Origin of the sequence: Brevibacterium sp. CT2-23B (genome assembly GCF_013168765.1) — a bacterium.
GTDB classification, from domain to species: domain Bacteria; phylum Actinomycetota; class Actinomycetes; order Actinomycetales; family Brevibacteriaceae; genus Brevibacterium; species Brevibacterium sediminis.
The window spans coordinates 339,125-354,824 of record NZ_JABBYK010000004.1 but is presented as its reverse complement, the minus strand read 5'-3'; the positions used below and the strand labels follow the sequence as shown (position 1 = coordinate 354,824).

14 protein-coding genes are annotated in these 15,700 nt (G+C 63.8%); 4 read left to right on the top strand and 10 right to left on the bottom strand.

Translation table 11 applies throughout. The features are described 5' to 3' along the window. The first annotated feature begins 38 nt into the window (after positions 1-38). The gene (locus HIM68_RS12550; protein WP_172172645.1) at positions 39-365 is read left to right on the top strand and encodes a CHY zinc finger protein; all 327 of its coding nucleotides are present in this window, start codon (positions 39-41) and stop codon (positions 363-365) included. Between the two features lie 9 nt (positions 366-374). Here HIM68_RS12550 and HIM68_RS12545 read toward each other — a convergent pair whose 3' ends face one another. The 3 genes from HIM68_RS12545 to HIM68_RS12535 are packed head-to-tail and all read right to left on the bottom strand — an operon-like array spanning position 375 to position 4,540. After that, positions 375-1,004, bottom strand: coding sequence for a hypothetical protein (locus HIM68_RS12545; protein ID WP_172172643.1), 630 nt, complete (start codon positions 1,002-1,004; stop codon positions 375-377). Between the two features lie 12 nt (positions 1,005-1,016). Beyond that, positions 1,017-2,978 carry a primary-amine oxidase gene (locus HIM68_RS12540; protein WP_172172641.1) on the bottom strand — a complete coding sequence of 654 codons (1,962 nt, stop codon included), beginning with the start codon at positions 2,976-2,978 and terminating at the stop codon, positions 1,017-1,019. Positions 2,979-2,983: 5 nt separating this feature from the next. After that, a complete protein-coding gene (locus HIM68_RS12535; protein ID WP_172172639.1) occupies positions 2,984-4,540 on the bottom strand; it encodes an APC family permease in 1,557 nt (518 codons plus the stop codon). A gap of 137 nt (positions 4,541-4,677) precedes the next feature. Between HIM68_RS12535 and HIM68_RS12530 the strand changes: the two genes are divergently transcribed. Next, entirely contained in the window at positions 4,678-5,292 is a 615-nt protein-coding gene (locus HIM68_RS12530; protein WP_172172637.1) for a TetR/AcrR family transcriptional regulator, read from the top strand. Between the two features lie 120 nt (positions 5,293-5,412). Here HIM68_RS12530 and HIM68_RS12525 read toward each other — a convergent pair whose 3' ends face one another. From HIM68_RS12525 to HIM68_RS12495, 7 genes are read right to left on the bottom strand one after another with little or no spacing between them, the layout of a single operon-like run. After that, positions 5,413-6,186 (bottom strand): SDR family NAD(P)-dependent oxidoreductase, encoded by a 774-nt coding sequence (locus HIM68_RS12525; protein ID WP_172172635.1) that lies wholly within the window; start codon positions 6,184-6,186, stop codon positions 5,413-5,415. Between the two features lie 28 nt (positions 6,187-6,214). Then, the gene (locus HIM68_RS12520; RefSeq protein ID WP_172172633.1) at positions 6,215-7,750 is read right to left on the bottom strand and encodes a cytosine permease; all 1,536 of its coding nucleotides are present in this window, start codon (positions 7,748-7,750) and stop codon (positions 6,215-6,217) included. 54 nt (positions 7,751-7,804) lie between these two features. Beyond that, positions 7,805-9,325, bottom strand: coding sequence for an aldehyde dehydrogenase family protein (locus HIM68_RS12515; RefSeq protein WP_172172631.1), 1,521 nt, complete (start codon positions 9,323-9,325; stop codon positions 7,805-7,807). Positions 9,326-9,376: 51 nt separating this feature from the next. Beyond that, on the bottom strand, positions 9,377-10,780 hold the full coding sequence (locus tag HIM68_RS12510; RefSeq protein WP_172172629.1) for an MFS transporter: 1,404 nt from the start codon (positions 10,778-10,780) through the stop codon (positions 9,377-9,379). 59 nt (positions 10,781-10,839) lie between these two features. After that, on the bottom strand, positions 10,840-11,982 hold the full coding sequence (locus HIM68_RS12505) for a M20 family metallopeptidase (protein WP_172172627.1): 1,143 nt from the start codon (positions 11,980-11,982) through the stop codon (positions 10,840-10,842). Next, positions 11,979-12,662 (bottom strand): DUF1028 domain-containing protein, encoded by a 684-nt coding sequence (locus tag HIM68_RS12500; RefSeq protein ID WP_172172625.1) that lies wholly within the window; start codon positions 12,660-12,662, stop codon positions 11,979-11,981. Before HIM68_RS12500 ends, HIM68_RS12505 begins: the two co-directional genes overlap by 4 nt. Continuing rightward, positions 12,659-13,129, bottom strand: a complete 471-nt coding sequence (locus tag HIM68_RS12495) for a RidA family protein (RefSeq protein WP_172172623.1) — start codon at positions 13,127-13,129, stop codon at positions 12,659-12,661. The genes HIM68_RS12500 and HIM68_RS12495 overlap by 4 nt, the downstream gene beginning before the upstream one ends. 131 nt (positions 13,130-13,260) lie before the next feature. Here HIM68_RS12495 and HIM68_RS12490 point away from each other — a divergent pair, with 131 nt between their 5' ends. Together HIM68_RS12490 and HIM68_RS12485 are read left to right on the top strand one after the other, a co-directional pair. Then, positions 13,261-14,187: a LysR substrate-binding domain-containing protein gene (locus HIM68_RS12490; RefSeq protein WP_172172621.1), complete on the top strand. Its 927-nt coding sequence runs from the start codon at positions 13,261-13,263 to the stop codon at positions 14,185-14,187. Positions 14,188-14,386: 199 nt separating this feature from the next. Beyond that, positions 14,387-15,679, top strand: coding sequence for an NAD(P)/FAD-dependent oxidoreductase (locus HIM68_RS12485; protein WP_172172619.1), 1,293 nt, complete (start codon positions 14,387-14,389; stop codon positions 15,677-15,679). Positions 15,680-15,700 lie beyond the last annotated feature (21 nt).

The following is a 15,700-nucleotide window of genomic DNA, read 5'->3' as shown; positions in this document are numbered from 1 at the left end:
AGCCCTAGTCTCGACGTGCCGGAAAGGACCAGTGAGCAATGACGCGGATCCCCGAGGTATTCGGCCCGACGGTCGATGAGCACACTCGGTGCGTCCACTACGCCACCGAGCTCGATATCATCGCGATCCGCTTCGCCTGCTGCGACCGCTACTATCCTTGCCACCTTTGCCACTCTGAGACTGCCGATCATCCCGCGCAGCAATGGCCAGGGGAGAAGTTCGACCAGCCCGCCATCCTGTGCGGGAACTGCTGGAGCGAACTGACGATCAGCGCCTACAAAGCAACCGATGAATGCCCGGAATGCGCCGCGCAGTTCAACCCACGGTGCGCTACGCATTCCCATCTCTATTTCGCCGGTCAGTGACTAATCCGGTCAGTGCAGGAACTGCATCACCACGATCATTGCTGCCATCCCCCAACAGTCGAAAGAAACTAGAGGGCGCCTTCGGACGATGTCATGGACAGCGCAGATCACCAAGAGCACGGCGAGGACGACGACAGCCACCGTCAGGAACGTACTGATGAGCGACATGTCGCCGGCATGATGACCGTGACCGCCGGCATGCGTCGAACCGCTCATATGCGCCCCATGGTTGAGGACCTGCCACGCCATGACCGGATAGGTGATGGCGGAGAGGATCGCAGCCGTCGGTCCCGGGTGCGACTCCCCGGAACCGCTACGTTCAGACGCGGCAGATGACCGAAGCCCGCGGTCGGCCTCCGACTCCGGCGCGCCGTCCGGGCCACTCGCGACGAGAGCGGGGGACCGCCTCGGCGAGGGAACCTCGGACGACGATCGGAGGAACACTGCCAAGCAGATCCCGGCGAGGAGCAGCGCCCCCGACCAAACGACTGCCGGGACGAGGGCGGTGTAGGCCAAATCGATCATGGCAAGAACCATCACGACCGCGGCGACGATGGCCGGTCGTCCTTTCGACGCAACGGCGCCGGTGAGGCACAAGACCCCCGATGCGACCATGAGGAACGATGCCACGCTGCTCATCGTGGATTCCCCTCAGTCGCACTCGCAGGAGTGCCCGGTCTCGGTGCTGCAATGACCCGATTTCGGGCGCGGCACGTCGAGGGCGGGGTTCCTGTCGAAGAAGCCATAGGGCTTCATTGTGAACCCGAGCTTGTCGACGGGCATGATCGGCCAATCCTCGGGACGGGGGAAGTGTGTCATCGCGAACGACGCCCACACGATGATGTCGTCACCATCGACCGGTCGCTGCTGCTCGATCCACTGCGTAATGGTGCCGGCACCCGGGTTCTGATTCGGATACGTACCTGAGGGGAACCGCTCATCCGCGTCGAAGTGCGTCAGCCACATGTGCTTCGACCCGAAGTCTGCCCGCTTCGAGATCGACGAACCTTCGGCCGCCATCATCGTCGGCTCGTCGGGCACGCGCAGCTCATAGCCGACTGGGAAGCCGTGCCGATTGGTCTTGTCCGGATTGACGATGTGCCAGACCCGCCCGGCCTCACCATCGGCTGTCCGTCCGCCCTCGGCGGTGAGTCGGGTGAGCTTGCGGGTGAAGGCGTTGCCGTAGGGGTTGTCGTCGCCGAAGGGCACGCGGACAGCTTCCTGCTCGTCGACGGCGTTGGCGATGCCGTCGACCTGCATGTCGAGCCGAGCACAGAACATGTGCTGATGGAAGGGCATGCCCAGTCCCTCGTCGCCGAGGGGAGACGACCAGCGTTGCCGCTGAGCCTCGTCACCGTATACGGCCGTGTAGACGATGCCGGTGGCCTTGCACTCGAGTTCGATCGTGCCGTCGAGGTAGAGGTACCAGTAGAAGCCGTAGTCGTAGTTGCCGACGGTGATGAAGAAGGAGATGACGAGGCGGCGGTTCCGGCGCACATCGACGGCGCCGGTGAATTCGTCGGTGTGCTTGAACAGGATCCCGGCATCCTCTTCGTGGATGCAGATGGCGTTCGTGATCGTGTGCGCATGCCCCTGATCATCGGCGAGCACCGCGTCCGAGTAGTGGATCTCGCCGAGGCAGTCGCAGCCCAGTTCGAGTGAGTTCGTGTTCTTGCCCATCGAGTACTCGCCGGCGTCGAAGTAGTTCTGCCAGAAGCGCACCGGGCTGGGGTCGCCGTAGGGCACGACCATCTCCGCCACCGAGGCGCGGTAGACGATGGGGCGGCGCTCGCCCTCGTCATCGAAGCTGATCTGATGGAGCACCAGGCCTTCGACCGGATCGAAGCCGAGTCGGACCTGCCACTTCTCCCAGTCGAGGACATCCCCGTTCAGGGTGAAGCTCGCGCCCTCGGGTTGGGTGATCTCGATCGGCTTCTGCGTCGTCCGCGGCTCGGGAAGCCAGGAATCGAGATGGTAGTCGAAGCGCTCCTGGGGCACGGGCACGATGTCGGTATCGACGACCTCGACGACCTCACCGGTGTTGAGGTCGAGGTAGGCGACGAGCCCCTCGAGCGGATGCGCCCACGCGTTGTCCTGCGGGTCCGACTGAATGAAGGACGAACCGCGTACGAGGCGGCGGCCGGCCTCGCCGGGAATGTCGAAGCATCCGGCCGAGAGCGCGCAGATGCGCACGGTCTCGACATCGGTGATGCCGCGAGCCGCGACGGCCGCCCGCCACGTCGCATCGTTGCGGATCATCTGCTCGGCTTCTTCGTACTCGGTCATGGTGATCGGAGCCTGACCCTCGGCCGCGACATCGAGCACACGGGCGAAGAGGACCTTGCGCTCGGTCAGCGAGACGAGGAGCTCCGTCTGCTCCCCGGTGTCGCGATCGATGATGAGCGAGCGCACGCGGCGGTCGAGGTCGGTGGCACCTGCGATGACCTCGCGCTTATCCGGTTCGACGAGGCTGACGAGAGCGAACAGCGTCTGCTCGCTCACGTAGCCGGCATCGACGATGATGGCCCGGTTGAGCTCGATCTCCTCACCGGTCAGGCGGTCGAGGGGATGTGCAGTCGAAGTGCCGACGGCGGTCGTTGTCGGTGCAGTCATGGTCTTCACATGCCTTTCTGTGTATCGAGTTTGCTGTCGAGAGCGGGGTCGAGGTCGTCGAGCAGATCCTGAGGATCGGCGGGTGTGGGGCGGAAGACGCGGACCCGGTGCCCGCGGACGTATCCGATCAGGGCCAGCGCGGCGAGGGCACCGAGGGTGCCGAGAGTGAGGGCCGTGAACGGTCCCTGATCGACGCCCCATTCGTCGAGGAAGTTGTACTCCTGCCCGAAGAGCCGATCGAGTGTGCCGGGGAAGATCGCGACCCAGGATCCGAGCAGGATCCAGAGGAAGGCGATGCCGCCGATGATGGTGAACCCGACATTTCCGACAGGCACCTGGAAGGGGCGTTCGATACCGGGATGCTTCCACCGCAACTTGATGGCCGCGGGAATGATGAGCAAATAGCTGAGCAGGAAGGTCGAGATCGAGATTGAGAGGACGACCCCGAACAGTGCACCGGCATCACCGCTGAGCTGCATGGCCGCGATGAGGAACACCGTGGCGACGGTCCCCGAGAGCAGATTGACGTTGACCGGTGTGCCCAGTGTGCGGGAGATCTTGCCGAAGAAGCCTCCGAAGAAGGCGCCGTCGGCCGCAGTCAGTGCCTGCATCCGATCGCTCATGATCATCCAGGCCGCGCCTTGTGAGGCGAGGATGATGACGAACATCAGTGCTGCGAGCACGACCATGAAATCAGCGGCGGGACCGTAGACGGTGAACACCGTCTGCACGGCGTCGAGGAGTCCACCGATGCCGGTGATCGTCTCGGTCGGCAACACGAGCAGCATGGCGAGGACCGGCAGGAGATAGCAGAGCGCGGAGATGAAACCGGAACGTGCGATCGCGACGGGGATGTCCTTCTTCGGGTTCTTCATTTCGTCCGAGGCGCTGTTCGATGCCTCGAACCCGAGGTAGGAGAACAGCAGGAGCGGCACAAGCCCGAGGAAACCGCCGAGGCTGGGGCTGAAGTCCGAGAGGTGGAGCGGCTGAACGCCGTGCTGGGCGGCATAGATGATCGTGGTGAAGAGGAAGAACGCGATGAAGATGACCTTGAGCACGCCGCCGAGCGTGGGCAGCCACTTCGCCTTCGCCAGCGACAGAATCGCCGCGATCACCGTGATCCAGATGAAGACGATCTTGAAGATCCAGTCGCCGATCGACCCGGCCTCGAGCGGGCTGATGAACTGGTTCCATGTGCCGGTGGCGAGGAACGCCATCGAACCGCCGACCCATACGGGCTGGGTGACCCAACTGAGGATCGAGGCGATCGCGCCGAACGGCCGGCCGAAAGCCTGGCGGACCCAGATATAGGCTCCGCCCTCACCGACGAAGGTGCTGCCGGTCTCGGCGAAGACGAGCGCGTAGGGCACGAGGAAGAAGATCGCGAGGACAAGCGTCCATGTGAAGGTCTCCGCACCGAATCCTGCGGTCTCGGCGAGGACCTCGATGCTCAATACCGCCGACATGACGATGAGCACGATGTCGAATCGGCCGAGCGTCTTCTTCAGATGCTGCTTCTGTTCGTCCGCGTATGCGGTCGTGCGTTCAAGGGAAGACACCATCCACCTCCTTGTGAGTGGGCGTCCGATAGAGTTCTTTGAGTTACACCGTAAAGAATTGCACGGGCGGCCGCCGATTGACAGAGTTACGGCCATACCGATCCGCGTTTGCCTGCATCACTTCAGGAGATAATGGAGCCATGGCACGACCGAAGAATCAGGCGGGACGCCGTGCACAGCTGGTGCAGGCGGCGAAGCAGGCGATCGCGCAGCGCGGACTCAACGGACTGCGCGCCATCGACGTGGCCGCACACTCGGAACTGGGTGCCGGATCGGTGGCGTACTACTATCCCGACCTCGCAGACCTCGTGCGTGAAGTGCATGAGGACACGGTGTCGCGGTTCTATTGGAACCGGCGCGAGCAGGGGATCGCAGGTGAGACTCCGGAGGCCAAGCTGGCTCAGGTGATCCGCAGCGGCATTCCCGTCTCCTCGGACGACATCGACTTTCAGGTGCTCAACGAGCTGCACACCCATGCGTTCAGAGACAGTTTCCATGCTGGTCTCATGGCAGAGCTCTACCGGCTCGAGGTCTCCCTCTACGCCGCGGTGCTCACCGAGGGCGTCGAAGCAGGTGCCTTCACGATGACGCTGCCCGTGGAGACGGCGGCGAGCAACCTCGTGGCTCTCGAAGACGCCTACGGACTGCACTTCATGGGCGGAACACCGCTCGACGCCGACGACATCTTTCGGCTCATCGTGGCCAACGCCGAGGTGCTGACCGGGTGCAGGCTGGTCGAGACGACGTTAGGGTGACCGGATTGCACCCCATTTCTGCGCATTCTGACCTCCTGTGAATGCAGTTCGACGCCAGCTCGTGACGGAGCTGGCGCCGAGAACTGCATTGCGGCTGACAGTTGCGCTTAATAGCGGGGACTACTGAACGAGGAATCCGCCATCGACTGGAAGTGAAACGCCTGTGATGAACTCTGAGTCAGAAGACAGGAGGAAGCTGATTGCGGCGGCCACGTCATCTGGTTTCGTCAGGTGTCCCATGGGGATCGGGGCGGCGAGCTCAGCCTTTTCAGCTTCTAATTCAGCACCGGTCTTACCGATGAGTCCATCGATGAGCGGAGTGTCTGCATCTGCAGGGCAGACGGCATTGACGCGAATCTTGTCTGAAGCGTGCTGCAATGCCATCTGACGAGTGAGGTTGACGACTGCGCCCTTTGACGCAGCGTAGGCGCACTCGTCCTTGTTGACGACGAAGCCGAAAACCGAAGCGATGTTGACGATCGAGCCGCCTCCAGACTTGACGATCTCTGGAATCGCGTATTTGCCGGTGAGGAATATGCTCTTGACGTTGACATTTATCATCGTGTCCCACGCTTTCTCAGTGCAGTCCACTACCCCTCCCTCCCCGAGAGCAATCCCTGCACAGTTGACGACGCCGTGGAGTCCGCCGAACTCAGTAGTGGCCTGGGCGACTGCAGATTCGACCGCGTCGGCTTCGGTGACGTCGGCTTCCAATGCTATGGCATGACCTTCAGCGACGGCATTGATTTCTTCCGCCACCGTCTCTGCCGATTTGAACTGCAGGTCCAATACGCCGATGCGAGCTCCTTCAGAGGCCAAGCGCAGGCTGGTTGCTCTGCCCAAACCGGATCCACCGCCAGTGACGATGATGATCGCGTTCTCAAAACGTGCCATTGATTCTCTCCTTTTGATTGCAACCAGTTCAGACCGGCTCATTGTTTTCTGGACGATTGACGGAAGGGATACTTGGTGAGTTCTCATCTATGTCGGTGAGGGATCCGAGCGGTGAGCTCATCTCGTCGACAGTGGTGTCCGACTCCAGGCGATCAGCCATGCGTCGCGTTCGGCGCATGAGCACGAAATAGATGAGTCCCGGCAAGGTCAAGGCGATGATCCAGGCGTAGTCGATTCCGCCGACTGCTTCGAAGAGGAATCCGGTGAAGAACGCAGTGCTCATGAACGGGATCTCAACCAGGATTGTCGCGCCGTAGGCGATCAGTGCACGCGAATTGAATCGGCCGTATCGCCCATTGGGATCGAAGATGTCGCCGACGACGTATCGACCCTTTCGGACGAAGAAGAAATCGACGAGGTTGATGGTGGTCCACGGGAACAACATATAGCCGAGAACAAGCAGTAGGTTCTCGAAGAAGGCCATGAAGTCGCTGCTCGCCAATACGGCCACCAAAGTGGCGACGGCAAAGACGATGAGGAACAGAACCGCTCGAGCAGACAAGGTTGTTTTGACTCGTCTGAAGGTGTCAACGATTGTGGTCAGCGACATGAATGCGCCATACAGATTGAATACGTTTGTAGCAATGACGCCTATCACGATGAATATATAGACCGCGGGAGCGAGCGCGCTTGGGAAGAGCCCTGCAATAGTCTGACTGGGCTGGGAGCCGTACTCGGGGAAAATCGTCGTCAACATGGCGCCGAGCGTCATCAGCCATGTGGTGCTGACCACAAGACCCAGATAAGTGAAAATGAATGTCTGTTTTCCGCTGGTGCTGCTTGGCAGGTATCGCGAATAGTCCGCAACGTACGGGGCGAACGTCAATTGCCAGGTTGCTGTCGCAGCAATTAGCAGGAGGAACGCGGTGCCGTTGAAATTGCCGGCATTCCAAGAGCTTGACGGAAGACCGTGCTGTATCACCACTACTGTCACAGCCAGGAACCCTGCTCCGAGAATGATGGCGAACCAGCGTTCGATCTTGTGAATGAGGTCGTGACCGTAGAAGGTGATTACGAGAATCACCAGGCCTGAGATGACGATGCCCCAATTCTTTCCTATTGGTGTGCCCGCGTCGATGGCGTCTCCAGCAATAACTGAATTGCTTGCGAAATAGCCGATGTACATGATGAGTACTGCGAACAAAGGGATGGCTGCGCCGAAGACTCCGAACTGCGCGCGGCTCTGAATCATCTGGGGGATTCCGAGGACCGGGCCCTGCACAGAGTGACCGGCGACAAATAAGGCACCAAGGAAATTGCCGCAGATGATTGCGACGACGCTCCAGAACATGTTGAGTCCAGAGAGAACCCCAATACCTCCAGTCAGGGTGGTCAACACCATCATGTTGACGCTGAACCAGAGGGGAAACTGGCTGGCGGGATGCCCGTGCCGCTCGTTGTGCGGAACAAATTCGACTGATCGGAGTTCCGGGACTCTTGCACTCATGTACTGCTCACTTCTTTGTGGTCTCTTTTGAGATTGCTTATGGAGCTGTCTGTCCACGTTTCACCTTTCGCGTATGCGGGAAAGATGAGACACGGAGGGCAAAGTGGTGCTTCACCCCCACTGCATCCACGTGGTCTTGAAGTCCGAGTAGTTCTCCAGTGCATGGACGGAGAGGTCGCGTCCGAAACCGGACTGCTTGAAGCCGCCGAAGGGCGTGGTGAAGCCCAGTGCGTCGACGGTGTTGACCGAGACGGTGCCGGCCACCAGGCGCGCGGAGACTCGATGGGCTCGGGCCATGCTTCCCGTCCACAGTGCTGCTGCCAGACCGTAGGGCGTTTCGTTGGCTTTCGAGATCGCCTCCTCCTCGGTGTCGAAAGGGGTGACGAGGGCGACGGGGCCGAAGATCTCGTGGCTGTGCAGACGGTGATCGGCCGGCAGGTCGGTGACGATCGTCGGCTCGACGAAGGTGCGGCGGCCGTTGATCGCCGGGCGATTGCCGCCCTGGACGATGGTGCCGTCCGCGCGGGCCTGCTCGATGCATTCCCACACCTCGTCGGCGTGCTTCTCGGATACGAGGCAGCCGATCGCGGAGTCGGGGTCGAGCGGATCCCCGGGCTGGAAGTTCTCGGCTGCGTCCTCGAGCAGATGGACGAACTCCTCGTAGACGGGGCGTTCGACGAAGATCCGCGAGGTGGCCGAGCAGACCTCGCCCTGGTTGTAGAAGATGCCGAACGCAGCCTTTTGGGCCGCAGCTGACAAGTCGTCGGTATCGGCGAAGATGACATTGGCGCTCTTGCCTCCGGCCTCGAGCGCCAAACGCTTCATATTGGACTCACCGGCGTAGACCTGGAGTTGTTTGGCGACCTCGGTGGACCCGGTGAAGCCGAGCATGTCGACCTCCATGTGCCGACCGAGCGCGGTTCCGACGACAGACCCGCGACCGGGCACGACGTTGAGGATGCCCGCGGGCAGCCCCGCCTCGGCAGCGATCTCGGCCAGCAGCAGGACCGAATGCGAGGCCTCGACCGGAGGCTTAACGACGAGGGCATTGCCGGCCGCCAGTGCCGGAGCGATCTTCCACGTCGCGATCTCCAGCGGATAGTTCCACGGCACGATGACCCCGATGACGCCCAGCGGTTCACGGGTGACGAGCGCCGTCGACCTGGCCGGGGTCACGGGGATCTCGTCACTGAGTTTCTCGATGGCCTCACCGTAGAAGCGGAACAGGGCCGCGGCCCCCGGGGCGTCGATCGTCGAGGACTCACCGATCGGCTTGCCCATGTCGAGTGTGTCGAGGAGGGCGAATTCGTCCGACCGCGCTTCGATGAGCTCGGCCAGGCGCAGTAGCACCTCGCGTCGATGCGTCGCCGAGGCGCGCGACCACTCGCCGCCATCGAACGCGGCGCGGGCGCTCGCCACCGCCGCATCGACATCGGATCCGTCACCGAGGTGGAGCTGCGAGATCACCTCACCGGTGGCGGGGTTCGTCTTCGGATGAGTCTGCCCCGAGCGTGCATCGACCCGTTGCCCGTTGATGACTGGGCGTCCGTCGATGGTCAGAGCCGCTGCTGCGGCCTGCCATTCGGCCAGGGTCGCCGGTCGGGTCGTGGTGTCGGTCAGAGTCGCGGTCATGGAAGGTCTCCTTCGAAAGTGGTGCGGAAAGCGAGTGGGCAGTGACTGCGATCAGCGGTCGCTGGAGGGTTCGACGGGCGAGGGGCTGGGGCACTCGACGGGCGTTGCCGCCTCGGCGACGGGGGAGGCCGGTGCCTCCTCGATGTCATCGGAGTGCAGCAGGTCGATGCCGCGGGTCTCCGGCAGCGAGGCGACGGTGACGATGCCGATGACGCCGACCACGGCGAGGAACCAGCCGGGGCTGAGCGTGCTGCCGGTGGTGTCGATGAGCCAGGTGAGGATGTACGGCGCAGTGCCGGCGAAGAGTGCGGCGGTCAGCGCATAGGCGATGGACAGTCCCGTCTGCCTCGTCCGGGTCGGGAAGAGCTCGACGACGGTGGCGGCGTGGGTGCCGAGGATGATCGCGAGGATGAACGCCAGGCCGAAGGTCGAGACGAACGACGCCCACGGGTAGTCGGCGCCCATGAGGAGGAACAGCGGAACCGAGAGCACCGTGAGTGCGATCGCCGCGATCATGAGCACAGGCTTGCGTCCGAACCTGTCCGAGGCGAGGCCCGCCAGCGGGACGATGACGAGGCCGAGTGCCGAGGCCAGGGTCGACAGCAGCGCTGCCCGTCCGGGGTCGATGCCGACCGCGGTCTCCTGATAGGTGAGTAGGTAGACGAGGACGACGTAGAAGGTGACGTTCATGAACGTCTCCATCCCACAGGTCTGGAGGAACTGTTTGGGATTGCGTTTGAACACCTCACGCAGGGGTGCCTCGGCGACGGTCTCCATCTTCTGCAGGGCAGAGAACTCCGGGGTGTCCTCGATCTTCCGACGGATGTAGAGGCCGATGAAGCCCAAGGGCACGGTGATGAGGAACGGGATCCTCCAGCCCCAGGCGCTCACCTGGTCGGGCGTCAGCGCCTGGTTGAGGAGGAAGACGACGAAGGAGGCCAAGAGGAATCCGGCCAAGGAGCCCACCTCGAGCCAGCTGCAGCCGAAGCCTCGGCGCTTCGGCGGTGAGAACTCGCCGAGGAACGCCGCCGCGCTGCCGAATTCGCCACCGGCGGCCAGCCCCTGCACGATGCGGGTGACGATGAGGAGGATCGGGGCGAGCATGCCGATGGTTCCGTAGGTCGGCAGCACTCCGAGCGCGAGCGTCGACAGTGCCATGGCGAGGATGACCAACGACAGGGTGTGCTTGCGTCCGAGTTTATCGCCGAGGCGGCCGAAGATGACCGCGCCGATCGGCCGGACGAGGAAGGAGACCGCGAAGACCGCGAAGGTGGCGAGCAAACCTGCCGTGCTGTCCTCCTCGGGGAAGAAGATCGCTGCGATCGTCGTGGCCATATAGGCATAGACGGCCCAGTCGAACCAGTGGACGAGAACGCCGATGGAGCCGGCGACCACGCTCTTGCGCAGACCTTTCTGATAGGCCAGCCCCTCGGCAGCCTGTGTGTCACCTGACATGTCCGAATCCTCCTTTGGAATCGTGGTTGCCAGCGCGGTGCTGGCGGTGCGGCCGTCCGTCAGCCGCGCTGGACGCTCACATCCGCGGCGGTCCAGGCCAGAGCGGTGGCGCCGTCGATGAGTGTGCTCTCGGCCTTCTCGCCGACGCAGGACTCTGCGAACGCCGCCTGATGGTTGCTCGCCTCGCCGCCGACCCCGATGTAGGGGTGGATGGCGTCGACGATCTGGGAGACGTTGCCCATGTCCGTCGATGCGCGGTTCATCGTCGCTGCGACGGGGTCGACGTCGAAGTCCCGGCCCAGCGCGAGAGCATTGGCCCGGTAAGCCTCGAGTGCGGCTTCATCGGTGCGCATCTCCGAGTAGCGACGGCTCTCCGGGGTGATCGACAGCTGCGCACCGGTGGCCAGGGCTCCGGCCTCGAAGCAGTTGACGACCTTCTGCTCGAGGGCGATCAGCTCCTCGGTCGACTCGGCCCGCACGTACCAGCGGCCCTCGGTCTTCTCGGGAATCGCGTTCGGAGCTTCGCCGCCGTTCGTCATCACGCCGTGCACTCGGACGGTCTTCGGCAGCTGCTGGCGGAGCAGACCGAGGGCCACCTGGGCGATGAGGAATGCGTCGTTGGCATTGATGCCGCGTTCCGGGTATGCGGCGGCATGGGCGGCTCGCCCGGTGTATTCGACATGCCAGTGGGTGACGGCGAAGGGCTCGGCCTCGGCGACATCGACGGGAGCGGGATGGGCCATGAGCGCGAAGTCGAGTTCGGTGAAGGCACCGCGGTCGAGCAGTTCGATCTTGCCGCCTCCGCCCTCTTCGGCCGGTGTGCCGATGACCTCGACGGTGATGCCGAGTTCCCCGGCCGCCTCGGCGAGGCCGATCGCCCCACCGACGCTCATCGCGGCGATGAGGTTGTGGCCGCAGGCGTGACCGAGGCCGGGCAGGGCGTCGTACTCGGCGAGGAAGCCGATGGTGAACTCGCCCGACCCGAACGTGGCGCGAAACGCGGTTTCGAGTCCGAGGTAGGGGCGTTCGACGGTGAAGCCGTGCTCGGCCAAGACCTCGGCGACGGCGGCCGAAGAGCGGAACTCCTGCCAACCGAGCTCGGGGTCGTCGTGGAGGGAGTTCGACAATTCGATGAGCCGCGGGGCGACCTCGGAGATTCTGGCGGCGACTCGATCCTTGGCTGCGGTTGCCGCGTCGTTCATCGATCGTCACCGGGCACGCCGTAGGACGGCGAGGCGGCCGGATCGAGGCCGCGCGTGATGTAGTCGTCCCGCTGGGGCATCCAGATCTCGAGGAGGCGGCCGAGCTGCCCGATCGGATCCTCATCGGCCCAATCGACGCGCAGATCGGTGACCCTCCAGCCGGAGCCGTTGACCACGGACAGGCCGGCGGAGTGGACGGGTCCGGCTTCGCCGCCGGCGGCCATCGCTGCCTCGAAGGCCGCGAAGAGGCGTTCTTCGAGACGACCGGTCGCAGACAGCGCGGTCTCGACGAAGGCGTCGAGGACTGTCAAGTCCGCGAGCATATTGCCTCCGGCCACGGCGTTGGTCTCGGTGCGGGCGCCGAAGATGCCGAGCGCCTGCGCGCCCGAGTGCGCGGCGGTGTTCCCGGCGGCGTCGATGACGAGCAGCTGCCGAAAGTCGATCGCGGTGGGATCGGCAGCGGCGACGACCGCATCGAGTGCCAACTGCGCGTCCTTGCCGGAGCTCATCTCGTCGATGATGGCCGGGCCGAGCCGTGGGTCGGTGATGTTCTGGGAGTTCACCCCGCCGACCCCGTCGGTCAGACTGATGCAGCGTGCGGCGACGGCCGGCGAGGATGAAGAGATCGCGGAGCCGAACTCCCCGGTCTCGGGATCGTGGAGGAGGAGCGAGAAGGTCACTGGGCCACCTCGGTCCGTCCCGCCTCGGTGCCGTTGTTCGCAGCGGAGTTCTCGCTGATGACGGCGGTGGCGTCGATCTCGACGAGCCACTCGGGGCGCGCCAGGGCCTGGACGACGATGCCCGTCGAGACTGGGTAGACGCCCTTGAGCCACTTGCCCATGGTCCGGTAGACGTCCTCGCGGTAGCGGGGATCGATGATGTAGACGGTGACCTTGACGATGTCTGCGAGGCTGCTGCCGGCTTCTTCGAGGAGCATCGCGATGTTCGCCATCGCCTTCTCCGCCTGGGCGGTGACATCGCCGATGCCCACGGACTCCCGGGTCTCGAGGTCCTGGCCGATCTGTCCGCGCAGGTAGACGACGCCGCCGGCGACGACGGCCTGGCAGAGATCGTTGTCGAGATTCTGCTCCGGATAGGTGTCCTTGGTGTTGAACATTCTCAAGCGTGTGTGCGTCGGCTCTGCCATGGCGGCGTCTCCTCGTCGAGTGAAGCGGTCTTTGTCTGCCACCCATTCTCGAGACATTCCATTCATCTGTGAAATAGTTATAATTTAGTCAGAGCATCTACAAAACAGATTCTTCATCGCAGGGAGACGCAATGGTGCAGAGATTCGCGATCACGCTCACCCAGCTGTCCTACTTCGCCGAATGCGCGAAGACGCTCAATATGACCGAGGCCAGCCAGGAGCTGCACATCGCCCAGTCGGCTGTGTCGACGGCGATCAACCAGCTGGAGAAGGCCCTCGGTGCTCCGCTGTTCGTGCGTCAGCACTCGAAGGGCCTCGTGCTGACCTCGGCCGGTGAGAGCCTGCTCCATGAGACCCGGGAGATCTTCGGGCGGATCACCGACGCCGTCGACTCGATCCAGGCCGGCCAGCGTGAGGTGCGCGGAACCATCGTCATCGCCTGCTTCCAGACGATCGCACCGTTCCTGCTTCCGCAGCTGCTCCAGCGATTGGGCGAGCGTCACCCCGACCTGACCGTCGAAGTCGTCGAGGGAGACCACGAGGAGAGCATCGATGCCCTGCGCAGCGGTCGGGTCGAGCTCGCGCTCAACTACGACCTCACCGAATCCGACGGCATCCGCGCCGAGATCGTCGGCGAGGCTAGGCCGCACGTCATCGTCGGCACCGACCATCGTCTCGCCCGTCGGAAGAAGGTCTCTCTGAGCGAGCTCGCCGAGGATGACTTCGTCGTCCTCGACTTGCCCGACAGCCGCGAGTATTTCCTCAACATGCTGCGCCTGGCCGGCATCACCCCGCATGTGCGCTACCGGAGCTCGAGCTACGAGACCGTGCGCTCGATGGTCGCCATGGGCCTCGGGTTCTCCATCCTCAACCAGCGACCGCGCATCCGGCAGACCTACACGGGGGAGCGTACGACTATCCTCGAGATCTCCGATCCCGTCCCCACCCTGCACGTGGCCGTGTCTACCCTGGCTCGATCCGGCCAGACGGCGAAGGCCGCTGCCGTGTCCGACGTCGTCCGCGAGATCCTCGCCGAGGTGGCCCCCGAGTCAGGTTGAGAGTGTTTCCGTTAGATACCCCCAAGTGATCGACAGGCGAGTCCTGCATCTATTCATAAGATGCAGTGGACCGTGAAGAACTATTGGCATTGCCGCTTCCACCTGCGGTTTGCTGGAAGGCGTCAGGGCAACATCGAAGTTGTGCCCGCCAGCAACGAAGCAGATGCCGCCGCAGCGCGGCACCGACGGAAGGGTGTCCATGTCGAACACAGCCGCAGAAACCACCGAAGTCGTCGTCATCGGCGGCGGCCAGGCCGGTATCGCGATGAGCGAGCATCTCAGCGAGCGGGGAGTGGCCCATGTCGTCCTCGAACGCGACCGGGTCGCCGAGGCCTGGCGCTCCCGCCGGTGGGACTCCCTCGTCGCCAACGGGCCCGCCTGGCACGATCGCTTCCCCACGCAGGAATTCGCGGACACCGAACCCGACGACTTCGCCACGAAGGGACAGGTCGCCGAATACTTCCAGACCCTCGTCGAGGCCAAGGATCTGCCGGTGCGCACCGGGGTCAGCGCCACCTCGGTGACGGAGAACGCGGGAACCCGCGGATTCCGCGTGACCACCGACGCCGGAGTCATCGACGCCGACTACGTCGTCGCCGCCACAGGCCCGTTTCAGACCCCGCGGATCCCCGAGATCATCCCCGCCGAGGCGGGACTGACGCAGATCCACTCGAACGACTACAAGAACCCGGAACAGCTCGCCGACGGCGGCGTCCTCGTCGTCGGCGCCGGGTCGTCCGGCGTGCAGATCGCCGCCGAGATCCAGCGGTCGGGTCGACCGGTCCACCTCGCCGTCGGTCCCCACGACCGTCCGCCGCGGGCCTACCGCAGCCGCGATTTCTGCTGGTGGCTCGGCGTGTTGGGCAAATGGGACATGGCCACACCGCCGGCTGGAGCCGAGCATGTCACGATCGCCGTCAGCGGAGCGCAGGGCGGGCACACCGTCGACTTCCGTGACCTCGCGAATTCGGGCATCACCCTGCTCGGCCGAGCTAACTCCTATGCCGACGGCATCCTGCACATCGGTGACGACCTGCAGCGGAACATCGCCCGCGGCGACGAGAACTACCTGTCGCTGCTGCGTGAGGCCGACGAGTACATCGAACGCAACGGCCTCGACCTGCCGCCCGAGCCCGAGGCGCACATCCTCGGACCGGACCCGGACAGCGTCAGCGACCCGATCCGCGAACTCGACCTTGTCGCAGCGGGGATCCGCACCGTGATCTGGGCGACCGGCTTCGGCGTCGACTACTCCTGGCTGAGTGTCGACGGCGTCCTCGACGAAAGCGGATACCCAGTGCAGAAGCGTGGTGTCAGCCCTGTCCCCGGCATGTACTTCCTCGGACTGCCTTGGCTGTCCCGACGCGGGTCGAGCTTCATCTGGGGAGTCTGGCACGACGCGAAGTACCTCGCCGACCAGATCGGCATCCAGCGGATGTACCGTGACTATGCGCCATCGACCACCGATGCTTTCGCAGAGGCTGCGTCGTGACGGCCCTGATCGCGAGGCACC